Annotated in this window: 12 protein-coding genes; 8 read left to right on the forward strand and 4 right to left on the reverse strand. The window is 54.9% G+C overall.

Translation table 11 applies throughout. The annotated features are described in order from the left end of the window. Nucleotides 1–173 precede the first annotated feature (173 nt). A complete protein-coding gene (locus BLX24_RS08105) occupies nucleotides 174–410 on the forward strand; it encodes a hypothetical protein (protein ID WP_083421857.1) in 237 nt (78 codons plus the stop codon). Nucleotides 411–562: 152 nt separating this feature from the next. Here BLX24_RS08105 and BLX24_RS08110 read toward each other — a convergent pair whose 3' ends face one another. From BLX24_RS08110 to BLX24_RS08125, 4 genes are all read right to left on the reverse strand, one after another. Next, entirely contained in the window at nucleotides 563–1,759 is a 1,197-nt protein-coding gene (locus BLX24_RS08110) for a Shedu immune nuclease family protein (RefSeq protein ID WP_071502608.1), read from the reverse strand. A gap of 11 nt (nucleotides 1,760–1,770) precedes the next feature. After that, nucleotides 1,771–2,082, reverse strand: a complete 312-nt coding sequence (locus tag BLX24_RS08115; protein ID WP_071502609.1) for a hypothetical protein — start codon at nucleotides 2,080–2,082, stop codon at nucleotides 1,771–1,773. A 98-nt stretch (nucleotides 2,083–2,180) separates the two neighbouring features. Further along, on the reverse strand, nucleotides 2,181–3,146 hold the full coding sequence (locus BLX24_RS08120) for a DUF5677 domain-containing protein (protein WP_071502610.1): 966 nt from the start codon (nucleotides 3,144–3,146) through the stop codon (nucleotides 2,181–2,183). Between the two features lie 74 nt (nucleotides 3,147–3,220). Beyond that, the gene (locus BLX24_RS08125) at nucleotides 3,221–3,436 is read right to left on the reverse strand and encodes a hypothetical protein (RefSeq protein ID WP_071502611.1); all 216 of its coding nucleotides are present in this window, start codon (nucleotides 3,434–3,436) and stop codon (nucleotides 3,221–3,223) included. Between BLX24_RS08125 and BLX24_RS08130 the strand changes: the two genes are divergently transcribed. The 7 genes from BLX24_RS08130 (at nucleotide 3,417) to BLX24_RS08160 (ending at nucleotide 12,365) form a co-directional block, all read left to right on the forward strand. Continuing rightward, the gene (locus tag BLX24_RS08130) at nucleotides 3,417–3,770 is read left to right on the forward strand and encodes a hypothetical protein (protein WP_143092606.1); all 354 of its coding nucleotides are present in this window, start codon (nucleotides 3,417–3,419) and stop codon (nucleotides 3,768–3,770) included. The two genes, BLX24_RS08125 and BLX24_RS08130, sit on opposite strands and share 20 nt — an antisense overlap. After that, nucleotides 3,767–5,155 carry a hypothetical protein gene (locus tag BLX24_RS08135; protein ID WP_071502613.1) on the forward strand — a complete coding sequence of 463 codons (1,389 nt, stop codon included), beginning with the start codon at nucleotides 3,767–3,769 and terminating at the stop codon, nucleotides 5,153–5,155. Before BLX24_RS08130 ends, BLX24_RS08135 begins: the two co-directional genes overlap by 4 nt. Next, a complete protein-coding gene (locus tag BLX24_RS08140; protein ID WP_071502614.1) occupies nucleotides 5,155–6,081 on the forward strand; it encodes a DUF6712 family protein in 927 nt (308 codons plus the stop codon). Before BLX24_RS08135 ends, BLX24_RS08140 begins: the two co-directional genes overlap by 1 nt. A 30-nt stretch (nucleotides 6,082–6,111) precedes the next feature. Further along, entirely contained in the window at nucleotides 6,112–6,525 is a 414-nt protein-coding gene (locus tag BLX24_RS08145) for a hypothetical protein (RefSeq protein ID WP_071502615.1), read from the forward strand. Between the two features lie 61 nt (nucleotides 6,526–6,586). Then, the gene (locus BLX24_RS08150; RefSeq protein WP_071502616.1) at nucleotides 6,587–7,444 is read left to right on the forward strand and encodes a GPW/gp25 family protein; all 858 of its coding nucleotides are present in this window, start codon (nucleotides 6,587–6,589) and stop codon (nucleotides 7,442–7,444) included. Further along, entirely contained in the window at nucleotides 7,441–7,932 is a 492-nt protein-coding gene (locus BLX24_RS08155; protein ID WP_071502617.1) for a hypothetical protein, read from the forward strand. Before BLX24_RS08150 ends, BLX24_RS08155 begins: the two co-directional genes overlap by 4 nt. 71 nt (nucleotides 7,933–8,003) lie before the next feature. Beyond that, nucleotides 8,004–12,365 (forward strand): Ig domain-containing protein, encoded by a 4,362-nt coding sequence (locus BLX24_RS08160; RefSeq protein ID WP_071502618.1) that lies wholly within the window; start codon nucleotides 8,004–8,006, stop codon nucleotides 12,363–12,365.

Here is a 12,365-nt window from a genome sequence, read left to right on the forward strand (position 1 = left end):
AAACCCCGATAAAAACGGGTCTGAATACCGTTGACCGGCGCAAACGGATGCCGTTTGCTGCAATATCAGTATCAGTGGGTTAGCCGGTTTTCTTCTGATTTAACGGCTACCGGCTGCGCCTGTTTTTGGGGGAAATTTGATCTCTATAATAGAGACATAACCGGTTTATCACCATGAAGGCAAAACTTAAATGCATAAAGGTTGAGCACTTTGAAGGCAGTCAGCGGCCGTATTTTCAGCCGGTAACGGCTGACTGCGAGGAAAACAAAACATTTTCGAAGTATACACCGGTGGGCAACGTGGATTTTCTGATTACCAATCCGGCCCTGTTCGGCCAGTACGAGTCAGGCAAGGAATATTATCTGACGCTTACGCCGGTAGCGTCAGACAGCAGCATACCAATTCAATAATTCAAATGGTACCGGATCCGCTGCGCAGGATCCAGTCAGTGAGGTGTATGGCCGCTACAGCAGGGATACGCGGCAGCAAATCAGGTAGCCCTGCCCTGACGTACCGCAGTGAAAAGCCCCGGCAATTCGGCCGGGGCTTGTTTGTTTAGGAGCTATATCCCCTCTAGGAGTCTGAGCATTGTCTGAATCTTTTCGAACAATTCGTCAAATGTGATAACATCTACTGCTTTTGAGTTGGCTCTTGCCAATTCAAAAGCCTTTCTTTTTCCGATGTCATCCCCTATCTCATCTTTGTAATTGCCGATAATCAAGACGCACTTAGGGTCAAACGTATGAAACCTTATCAGCTCGTACTCATCTGATACCAAGGCATTAAAGTTTGTAATGATTGAATTTTTGTAATTCAGAACCTGATTTGTACCTCCGGATAATTCTGAAGAGAGAATGAACGTATTCCGGTACTCATTCCCCATAAGCTTCTTTGTGGGCGTTTTTATTTCTACTATGAGTGCATTTGATGTAAGCTGATTGACATAAAGAAAATCAGCAATGTTGCCACCTTTGTTATCAAATCGTTTACCACCTACATAAGCTTTTTCACATAGCAGGACTGCCGGAGCGGAAAATATCTGAGAGATCACCCACGAGTTACTCTCAAACAGGCGCTGCCAGAATTCCTCCGAGTCATTCGTCCGATTTTCATCCCAGATTTTAAGCACGTTTTTTAGCTGACTAATTCCACTCATGCTATGCAGCTGTTTCAGTTCGTTTAGAGTCATTTCACCAAACATCTGCTGGAGTTCTTCCGGTGCCCGCTCAGTAATCGAAGAGCGGAGTGAGTCTTTCAGTAGCTTTACGCCTCCTGATCTGATAAGCTCAACATAACTTTGAGGGTCTTCAAGTACATCATCAACCTGAGGCCCTTTTTGCTCTATTTCCTTTAAACGTCTGTACTCCCTTTCATCGAGTATAATTGTATTTCGAAAGACAGCAACATCTATTTTTTCATTTCTTATAATATCAAGAAAGTCATGGATTTTATACAGCAGATCGAGATTATCTATCCGATACTTACAATCATATTCCCAACCCTTTTTTGAGAATTTTTTGAAGTGAAATATCTCAAGTTCGTAATGATGAAACTCTTTCTTGTGCTCATCATGAATTTCCCAGCATGTAGCTAATTTGTGAGCTATCTTGCTGTTTTGCACATAAGCATGGTGGATAGATTTTACGCGAGGATTGTCCTGTATTGCCTGGCTTTCTACATACAGCTTAATGTCTTCGCTGGTGAGATCTTTTGATAAAACGGTGATTGGTTCTTCCTTGTGGATGTTAGTCTTTTCCATGTGTGGCAGAATCAGTGGTTTAGACTATTCCATATGTTCCAGTAAAAGATAAAGTATAGAACGGCCATTTCAACCGTGCGGAAAAACTGATGGTCGGGACGCTCTGATATGTACCAGTCAAAAAAGCCGTTATCTAACCCTTCCGGCATTATCTGATAGAAAAGACCGTTTTCCCGCACTTGTCCCCAGGTTCTTTCTGAAGCCTGCGCAATAGTGTACTTCTGGCTGGTTATGGAAAACAGATACATACCCAGCTCGACATCCGTATCAAAGGATTCAAATGTCATAAATGAATTAATACTGCTTAAATCTACTTTCTCCATTGTGAATATATGTTTAGTTGTTTATTTAGGGCGCTAAAAAAATCCCCCGATGCCCATCGGGGGATTTTTTTAGCTTTATAAAGTTAAATAAAATCTATTTAATGTAGTATAGGTTTGAGCGCATCAAGCCTGCTGTGAATTCGTTTGTGAAACTGTTTATCGAATACCAGCATTTCCCATATATAATTCTGCCATTTCTCTTTCGGCAGCTTATCAGTCAGACAACGGAATGCGATCTGCGTCAGCCGGATTGTTAGCTCTGTCACCAATAAAAGCTCATCACCGTTTCTGATATCTCCGATAGTTAACCTCCCGTTACTGGTCTCAAAATTGCCCATCAACGTATTTGACGAATGAGTGGATTCTGAATATGGCTTATAGATAGCCTGATAAAGGTCAAATTTGTTCAGGTATATAGCAAGTTCTTTAAGATTAACACACTTCGGGTTAAACAGGCTGTACCAAACGACGTCTCTGTTTTTTTTGGATATATACTCCTGCTCGATCGAAATGCCGTCTTCCGGCTGCTTTTCCTTGAAAATATCATGATTGATTGCCCTGTTCAGATCATCTATCTGATCTGAACTCAGTGAGGTTTCAGGTACCTCTGGACTGGCAAATGAATTGTTTTCGTAATGTTCTTTTAGTTGTTTATATCCCCTATGTGCAGGATGGTGCCGCTCCAAATTGTTACGCTTTGCCTGATTAACACAGTATACGTAAGCGTGTGCCCGCAGATATGTCTTATCTTTCAGCAGGTACTCAAACTGAAGGACTGTCTCAAATAGCACCCGGACAAGAATCCGGCAAGGCTCGACTGTTGCATGCCGCATAAGAATCGACACCGAATCCGTAAGTTCAATGATACGGCGCAGGAAACCGAGCGTAATCGTTCCTTCTACAAAAGTCTGTTCAGTGCGCTCAGTCTCCCATACTATCAGATGGGTTCCTATTGAAACCAGTCTTGCCAGTGCCTCGTGGCTCAGTTCGGCATCTTTCAATAGTTTTTCATCAGCGATCTTTTCCGGTAGTAATTCCGGGACCGGAATCTGCATATTTACCATGGTGTAAACTTTTCAGGTGGGCATGCTTCCCAGTGAAGTATTAACAGGAAAACATGAGGTAACTAAAAAAGGTGCTACTCCGGCCAGTCCCACGTCTTTTCCTGCCGGACACTGAAGCCGGCCTTCTCCAGGAGCTCCTCCTTTTTCTCGATGCTGATTTTCTTTTTGCCCGACCGCAGCTGGCAGCGGTAATAGCGCCTGAGGCCCTTATCCAGGCCGGTCAGACTCCAGTAGTAGGGGCTCTCGATGAGCCGGGCAAAGGCCAGGTTTGTGGTGAGTTCTTTTGCCATGGTGGTATTGGTTTGCCGAAAATACACAATTCCCGCGTACAACGTTTGTCAGGCCGCTTCCGCCACCGGCCGGGCAATTTCCGCTATGATTACGGTTCAGGAAATGGTGCAGCGCATGCGCAGTGCCGACAAGCCCTTCGACATCACCTTTGTCACCGCCAACCGGACCACCGGCGAGGGCGGTCAGGTGCGGGAGCTGCGGTCGGCCGAGCTGCTGACAAAAAAGCGGGCATCAAGGCGCATTCTGGACTTCCGCTCCGTGCGGGGCACCCGTGCGCCCGTGCGGATCCACCTGGACCTGATTTTGTGGTTTAATAACATCCCGGTAGCATGATCGAATATTTTGAGGGGGATCAGTACGATGTGGCCGTCATCGCCGCCACCGGAAAAAGTCCGGGCGTCAGCTTCGCGCTGGCAAAGGAGACGCTGCCCGGCGCCGCTCCGTCGGCCGTCGCCCTGCCCGATGCCCTGATGGGTTCGGCTGTGGGCGACGTGATGCCCTGGGGCGACGGAAACGATTTCCCCCAGCAGCTGGCGGTGCTCTACAATAACGATCCGATCATCCCCAAAACGCTCGATAAGGTCGCTTCGATGATGATCGGCCGCGGGGTGCTGGCCGTGCTGGCCGATGTTGACGAGTCCGGCGAAGAGGCCGATGTGCCGATGCCAAAAGATCATCCCGTCGCTGCTGAAATCCGGACATTTCTTCAGAAGCTTGACTTCCGGCGCTACCTGCGCGAATCAGCGGGCGATATCGCCTGGTTTTTTAACGCCTGGCCGGAGCTGATCCTCTCCAAGGATCGTCAGAAAATCGTGCAGATCCATGAGCTGAACGCCGAGGAGTGCCGCTGGTGCCGCATGGACGAAAACGGCAACCTGCCGCATGTGTATCTCTCCAGTGCCTGGCCGAACGTGACCATCAGCGAGGAGCGATACACCAAAAAACTCACCGCCCTGGATCCCTACAGATGGGACCGCGTGGACTGGGTGCGGGAATCTGATTTTTACAAGTTCGTGTATCCCATCAGCTATCCCACACCGGGACGGCGCTACTACTCGCTGGCCCACCACTACGCGCTGATTCAGTCGGGCTGGTACCATGTGCATCTGGACGTACCTGCCTACAAAAAATACCTGCTGAAGAACCAGATTTCGGTTAAATACCACATCAAGGTCGATCAGGCCTACTGGCCCATCCGCTTCGGCGGCGCGGAGGTCTGGAATAAGCTCAAGGCCGAGGAGAAGCGGGCAAAAATTCAGGGCTGGCTCAAGACGCTGACCGATACGCTGACCAGCGCCGAAAATGCCGGCAAGGCGATTATGACCGAAATCGCTTTTGAGCCTGCCGCCCAGAACAAGGTCCGCGATTACGTGCAGATCACCACCATCGACGATAAGACCAAAGACGGCAAGTTCCTCGACGACAACCTGGAGGCCGCCGCGAATGTCTTTTACGCGCTCGGCGTAGATCCGGCAATCGTCGGCTTCGCCGGCGGCGATAAGATGGGGGCCAAATCCGGCGGCTCCGATAAGCGCGAGGCCTACCTGATTGCCCTCCAGATGCTGGCACCGTTCCGGGAGATGCTGCTGGAACCGCTGGAGTTTATCGCCGAGTACAACGGCTGGAAGGCCGCTTTCCCGAATCTGACCTTCCGCTTCCGGGATACGATACTCACCACGCTGGATACGGGAGCCGGCACTAAAAAAGTAGTCAGCTGATGCCGCTGTTTACCGACGATACCGCCTTTTTCCGCCGCTACGTGCCGGTAACCATGAATTTCAGCGTGGGGCCGCTTCGCCCCTATCTGGATCAGGTGGAAGAGGATATCCGCACGGGCTTTCTGGGCCCGGATCTGGCGGCGCAGCTGCTGGCAGCAGCCGTTCCGGTGCAGACGGATCCCGTTCTGGTGCCGGCCGTGAGCTATTTCCGTCAGGTGGTGGCCAACCTGGGTTTTGAGCGGTATCTGCCCTTTGCCGAGACGCAGATCGGCGACGACGGAGTGACTATTTCGGCCGCTGACGGCCGTAAGGCCGCGTTTTCCTACCAGACCCGCAACCTGGCCGCCCGGCTGGCGCAGTCCGGCTGGCAGGCGCTGGATAAGCTGCTGGCACACCTGGATGAGCACGAAGAGACCTTTACGGCATGGGCGGATGCGCCCTGCTACAATGAATACCGCAGCAGCCTGTTTCAGTCGGCACGGCAGTTCGCCACCTACTACCCGATTCAGGGAAAATGTCTGACGTTCCGGGCGCTGCGGCCCTTTTTAACCCGGGCCGAGCTGACGGCGGCTGACCGGCTGGCGCAGATCAGTCAGGTAACAGACCAGACCCGGCAGACGGCACTCATGCAGCAGCTGCGCTATGCCGTGGCGTTTGAGACCATTGCCGCCGGCATGCCCAATCTGGCCGTCGAAATCTCCGGCCAGACGCTTCAGGTCAATCTGGCCAGCCAGTACGGCGGGGCCAGTGAGTACTTTACGGCGCCTTCGGCCGAGCTGCTCGACCGGCTGGGACTGAAGCTGCGCCGGCAGGCGGATGATGCCTGGCAGACGCTGGATAATGCCCTGGCGGCGCTGAGTCCGCCCCCCGACACTGAGGATCCTGTTCCACCCGCTCCGATCGGCGATAAGATCGTGTATCTGTAATAGTTTTCACTTTAACCCCGATTCAGTGCCATGAAAAAGTTTCTGCTCCTGGGCTGGCTTCTGCTGGGCGTATCCGTCCTGCTGACGGCGGCGGATCCGCCGGATTCCGCTCTCTCCTGCGCCCCTGTTTCGCTGTCTGCGGCCGGCAAGGCTGCGATCACCCCGCTGCTGCACGCTGATCAGGCGATCCGTGTGGCTGACAGCATCCGTCAGACTGATGCAGCGCCGGCTGTTTCTGTTAATGCCCGGCCTGCGGCTCAACCTGCGCTGAAAACCCGCTACGTGGTCTATCTGGCACGCTCAGTCGTAACCATTGCTGACCTGCACCTGCTGCGGACTACTACACACAAAACGGCGGGTTCCTTGTTTGTCTGCGTGCTCCCTAAACGACTCTGCCAATCCGGATCCGGCGGGCTGCCTTTGCGATGTTTACCCCTGATGTAGGGCAATATTCACCATCTAAGCCAGAAAAAGCGGCAGAACTGCCGCTTTTTTCATTCTCACCATGCATACCATCAACCTCAAAACCCCCGATTATGACCTGTTTTTTACCGGTCCTTCGGCCTGGCATGAGCTGTCCGCAGGCCAGCGGATCGCGCTCATGCGGCTGCGGGAGCGCCTGAGCGACGCCCCCGAGAGTATTTTCCCCGCCCTGACGCTGCTGTTCGGCATGAAACGCCGGCATCTGCGGTGGTTTTTCGACGAGCGCTGGCTGCGCTATAAGGGCTTTGATCCGGAGGAGATTTCCCTGCTGCTCCAGCAGGGCCAGTCGCTGCTGGAACTGGTCAGCTTTGTGATGCGGCCCGACGAAAAAGCGGGTTTTCTGCCCCGGTTTTCCCGCTATAGTTACCGCTTCGGTACGCCGGCGGTCCTGATTGGCCGTTTGTTCCGCCGTCAGGTCTGGTGCGGCCCCGCTCCGGCCATGACGGACGCTACCTTCGGGGAGCTGATGTTTGCCGACCGGGCATACCGGGCCGCTGATAACGCTACGCTGACGGCGATTCTCTACCGGCCGGCCAAAAACGGTGTCCGCGGCCCGTTTGATCCGGACGGGGCCGATAAGCGGGCCGCCATCTTCCGCTCGCTGGATCCGGCGATACACGCCGCCGTCCGCCACAGCTTTGAGAGCACCATTGCCGTGCTCGCCCGCGCATTTCCGCATGTGTTTTCGCCGGCAGAGGGAGAAAAAAACCAGCCGTCGGCCGGCTGGCTGGATGTGGCGCTGTCGATGGCTAAATATGACCCGACGCGGATCCGGGAGTACGAACAGACCAACCTGTATCTGACCCTCAGGGCGCTCGACATGCAGCTCAGGGCGGATCAGCAGCAGCAGAAGGAACTTGAAAAACTCAGACGAACATGACCGAAGAACAGTACATCAGCTATTTTGAGGGGCTGGCCGCCGCCCATACGGCCATTCAGCACTCGGAAGCCTGCCCCCGCTTCTGGGTAGCCGATAACGATGAATATACCGAGGTTGTGCAGGCAGTACGGACAAAACTAAACCTGCCCTGTCTGCTGCTGGATCAGTACGTGGATGACGTGGACGACAGTCAGGATAATTTCCGGGTGAATGTATCCGGCGGCTTTTCTGTCCTTGTCCGCTTTGAGCAGGGCAACAGCCGGGCGCAGCGGGACGCCCGCCACCAGGCGCGGATGATAGCGCTCCAGATCCTGCGGCGTTTCCGGGCCGACTGCCGCAAACAGGCCTTCGGTAAGGGCGTACTGCTATCCCCGCCGTTTACGGGCGAATCCACGCCGGTGCTGGGCGGCATTGCCGTGGGCTGGAGTTACGGGTTTACCCTCTCGGCTCCCCTGTCGGTCGCTCCCGACGACTGCTGGGACGACTGATACGTACAACGTTTGTCAGAGCAGCAGCGGCCGCAAGAAGGCTATTTCGGGACCAAGCATTCTTCTCCCGTATGGCCATCTCGACAATCGTTTCTCCCGATCCGCTTTCACTCACCAGGGGCGGCCGCTGCGCCTACCGCTTTCAGGGTGACGGCCGCGTGGTCGCTGCCGGTACCGCTGCCATCAATGGCTTTGTGATTACCGGGCCGCTGGCAGAGGGTAACAGCATCACGCTTCAGTGGGGCGATAAGACCGAAACGCTGACCATCCGTAATAATCCCGCTGAACCCGGCGAGCTGCCGGCGGGTAACGGCGGATCAGCCCATGCCGACGCGATCGCGGATTACCTGAGCCAGTATCAGCCGTTCCGGGAGGATTTTACCGTGTTCCGCAGCGCCCTGAACGGCGTTGAGGGCGTGAACCTGACGGCCCGCCGCGAGGGTGCTGTCTATAATATCCGCCAGCTCAGCCAGAGCGGCAACTGGTCGGCCGGTAATGCTCTGGCCGGTCAGGACGAGATCATCCGCGAGCGCTACAGCATCTACGTCGAGCTGTTTGTGGCCCGGCCCGGCCTTGACGGCTCCGATCCGGATCACTTTGACCGCATCTACGCCGCTACGATTGACACGGATGCGGACGGCTACGCGGACTTTGACTGCGGGGCCATGCTGCACAGTCACCTGTCGGCCGATCTGCCCCTGTTTGAGCAGGCGATCGGTAAGGCAAACACCCTGTCGGCCCGCCCCTATTACGTCGCTTACGGCGAGGCGTGGGGCTCTCCCCTGAAGGTTGCCCTGGTGACGGAAGACACCGTCAAACGGGCCTATCTGGGCGGGGCGGACTACATTCATGCCGCCGGCGACGGTTTTTCACTCCCGCAGCTGGGCGGCATTCAGCCGGCTGTCAGCCGGGCGCTGCGCTACGGCCCGCGCCGCCGCTACGTGCGGCTCAACGAGCCGGCCTACCTGACATTTATTAACTTTCATGCGGCTCAGTCCACCGTCGGCCTCTCCGTGCGGCTGATTTTTGACGATAACAGCTCGCTGACCCGGACTGATCTGGTGGAGGAGCTGCCCTTTCCGGCAGGCGCCAAACTCACCTTTGCCACCGGCTTTAACGCGCTGGGCCTGGCGGAGCTGGTGCCGGCGGGCAAATACCTGACCGAATACTTTGTGGTGCTGCACCACGGGAGCAGCGACTACAGTGCGGAATACCGCTACACGATTGACTACGCCTTCCGGCCCTATACCCGGTATTTTATTTACCTGAATTCCCTCGGCGCATTTGATACGCTGACCACTTACGGGAAAGGCTCGGCCGAGCTCTCCCGGGTCAGCGAGCTGGCGGAAAGTGTTTTGCCCCTTCAGTATTCCCTCACTGACGGGCAGTTTGCCGAGTACGACGTGCAGCTCCAGCAGCAGTACGAAGTAGCCACCGGTTTCCGGCCGGAGAGCTTTCTGACCCGCTGCAGCGACTTTTACCGCTCGCCGGTTAAGTTCCTTCTCCGCCCGTCGCGTGAGGTTTTACCCGTTGGTCTGGTCAGCAAATCCATTAAGCAGGCCAAGGACGGGGACTCGCTGTTTGCGCATTCGTTCAGCTTCCAGTTTCTCTATCAGGACATGTTTTTCACCGACAACGACGAATTTGACGAAGGCCCGCCACCGGGCTTTTCGGGCGTGGGCACCATTACCGTCGAGCAGACGCAGGTCATCGCCGCTGTGGACAACACGGTGCCCGCGGCCGCCCGCCAGCTCACCAGCCAGGATCTGAGCTATATCCGCCAGATCAGTGCGATCTCGGCCGCTACCTCCGGTAAGCTCTCCCCCTCTGCGGCCGATCTGCTGTTTCCCCGTAAGGGCACGGTGCTGACCAGAACCGAGGCCGATCTGTCCTACCTGAAATCGGACGCCATCTCGCCGGATGCTCCCCTTGAGGTGGGCGGGGTGACCGCTCCTTTTGCCGAAACCGAAGAGGCGGCCGGACTGCTGGCTTATACCAGGCCGGATGAAGAGAGCGAAAAAAAAGAGGTGAAGGTTATTGTCTACGAGAAGCTGAAGGATATTCTCAGCGATTTGCTGGGGCTGGATGGCTTTGTAAAGCTGGATGATGCCGGCGGGCAGCTGGAAGGGCTGTTTAAACTACTGATCAATACGTACGGCATCAATCAGGCGCTGGATATTGACAATCGTGCCACAATTGAATTAAAGGCCCATCGCGGCTTAGAGGTGATCGGCAAGGGGAAAGACGATAAGGGTGAAATCCGCCTGCGTCTTGATCTGGAGCCGTTACCCGCCACCGGTAAGTTTGCGCCTCTTCTCATCAGTGAAGACAGCAAAATTGCGTTCAAGGCATCGTTTGCCGAATTTATGGCGCTGGCGACCGGCGATAAAGAGCAAACGCAGGATGTCGACCCCGGACTGCCGGTTGCTGCCGAAATTGCTGATATTGTTATTTCGTCGGGTGCTGCATTAAACATCACCTTACCCGCCTTTACCAAAGCGGACGGCACGAAATACCCCTACACGGTTTCATATGCGGTGGAAACACCACCGGCCGGTTTTGCATTTTCTTCAGCCAGCCGCCGGCTGACAGGTACCCGCACGGTTGCAGAAGAAACCACGTGGCCGCTTGTGCTGGTCGGTACGGTAGGCCCGGGCTTACAGGCTGACAATGTTGTCAGAAAGCCGTTCAATCTCCGGGTGCTGGCGGCCCCGGTACCGCAGAAGCCTCAGCCGACTGTTACCCAGATTTCCGCCCTGACGCTGGTGCAGGGTCAGACGACACCGCTACAGGCGCAGGTAAGCTATGGTGACGGCGTGACCAAAACCGGTACATGGGCGGCTGCCGGATTGCCAAACGGCCTGAGCATTGATCCGGCAACGGGCAAATTCCCCGGCTTCCCGACCCTGCCTGGTGAGTACTATGTTACGCTGACCTGGACAGATGCGGACGGCCAGACCGATGACATGCAATTCACGATGGTTGTCGCGCCGAATCCGGTGAATGCCTGGCTGAAAGGTGTTTTTGTGCGGATTGATGTCAATACGGGCGGCGTTGATATTTTCATTCAGACAGAAAACACGAACGCAGTTCTGGTTGCCTTCCGGGCACTGGACAGCACGGTATATACCGGTAATGCGGCCAACGGAAGCCAGACAGGTACCGATCCGGTCGGAGCGGGTCACTTTCAGTCAGCGGTTCCGTCAACCGGCAACGCTGAGTTCAATTTCCGGGCCGGTTTCTATGCGTTCTCGCTCAATCCGAGAACCGGTGGTCTGGCCGGCGGCAAAGCCTATGCCGTGGACGTGAAGCGGCCGGGTGACACGACCAGTGAGGATTTCTTTTTCTACTACAATCCGGTCCAGAATACCCCCATTACGCCGCTCTTGACTGAAGCGCCTACAGCAGGCACCGGCACAAACCAGCTGGTTCCGCCCAACGTGGGTACGGTTCCCGTACTGGTTGGTCAGACAATCAGCAAACGGATGGCCGATTTCACGGGCTGGCTGGCCGGTGAAGTAAAGTCGTTTACCTATTCCGGTGTGCCTACAGGTGTATCCATCAGCTTTGATACCAATACGAATGAATTTGTGTTGAGTGGTTCGGCTGCTGCTGCCGGTAACAGCACAATCGGTGTTGTGGCAACCGGCGACAAGGGGTCGCAGGGATCGTTCAGTTTCAACCTGTCTGCAACTGTTGCAGCTAGTCAGATAACAGCAGTTTATCGTCGGTTTTTCACGTCAGGCGGCGGCATCATCGTCGGTGGGTCGGGTAATATGGGAGGCATTACCACGTACGGCAATGTAACATTCGGGGCTGTTGTATCCGGCACCCAGAATGTTGAAGTAATCGCCAACCGCTCAACTGCACCTGAAACAAACATCTGGAATGAAATCCCGAAAGGCTCAAACGGCCGCTTTGAATTTACGTTCGGACAACTGACCGGCGGGGAGACGCTGACGGTCCGCTTCCGGATCAAGGGACAGACTACAGAGATCGTGCTGACTCATACGGTACTTTCCCCGCTGACGGCAAACAGTACGGTCGAAACACTGGTCTGGCCGGAAGCACTTCAGCAGGGCAACAACCTGACCACAAACCAGCTGTTCCGCGTCTCCAATACTGACCCTGAAAATGCGTTCTTCAATCCGACGCTCACATGGGTTACCGCCTCCGGCCGTCAGTGGCTGCGGGTTCAGGCAACCTTGCCGGCCGCCATCCGCAAGTGGCAGGTGTATTACTCAGATGCCCACGTAGGTGAAGGCGTATCCGAAGTGAATATTCTGGTGCCGCCACACACGCAAACGTCGATCAAGGTCATGGATTCCAACAAGTCGAACCCGTATGACCCGACCGCACAAATCGCACGGGTTGCCGAACTGATGCTCGAATCAGGCGACCCGACCGGTTCACCAATCGCTCAAATAGTCTAA

The organism is Arsenicibacter rosenii (genome assembly GCF_001870735.1).
GTDB lineage: Bacteria > Bacteroidota > Bacteroidia > Cytophagales > Spirosomataceae > Arsenicibacter > Arsenicibacter rosenii.

What these genes read in the sequence shown, in the direction of transcription:
- BLX24_RS08105 (WP_083421857.1), top strand. Translation starts at nt 174, where the DNA reads ATGAAGGCAAAACTTAAATGCATAAAGGTTGAGCACTTTGAAGGCAGT.
- BLX24_RS08110 (WP_071502608.1), bottom strand. Translation starts at nt 1,759, where the DNA reads ATGGAAAAGACTAACATCCACAAGGAAGAACCAATCACCGTTTTATCA.
- BLX24_RS08115 (WP_071502609.1), bottom strand. Translation starts at nt 2,082, where the DNA reads ATGGAGAAAGTAGATTTAAGCAGTATTAATTCATTTATGACATTTGAA.
- BLX24_RS08120 (WP_071502610.1), bottom strand. Translation starts at nt 3,146, where the DNA reads ATGGTAAATATGCAGATTCCGGTCCCGGAATTACTACCGGAAAAGATC.
- BLX24_RS08125 (WP_071502611.1), bottom strand. Translation starts at nt 3,436, where the DNA reads ATGGCAAAAGAACTCACCACAAACCTGGCCTTTGCCCGGCTCATCGAG.
- BLX24_RS08135 (WP_071502613.1), top strand. Translation starts at nt 3,767, where the DNA reads ATGATCGAATATTTTGAGGGGGATCAGTACGATGTGGCCGTCATCGCC.
- BLX24_RS08140 (WP_071502614.1), top strand. Translation starts at nt 5,155, where the DNA reads ATGCCGCTGTTTACCGACGATACCGCCTTTTTCCGCCGCTACGTGCCG.
- BLX24_RS08145 (WP_071502615.1), top strand. Translation starts at nt 6,112, where the DNA reads ATGAAAAAGTTTCTGCTCCTGGGCTGGCTTCTGCTGGGCGTATCCGTC.
- BLX24_RS08150 (WP_071502616.1), top strand. Translation starts at nt 6,587, where the DNA reads ATGCATACCATCAACCTCAAAACCCCCGATTATGACCTGTTTTTTACC.
- BLX24_RS08155 (WP_071502617.1), top strand. Translation starts at nt 7,441, where the DNA reads ATGACCGAAGAACAGTACATCAGCTATTTTGAGGGGCTGGCCGCCGCC.
- BLX24_RS08160 (WP_071502618.1), top strand. Translation starts at nt 8,004, where the DNA reads ATGGCCATCTCGACAATCGTTTCTCCCGATCCGCTTTCACTCACCAGG.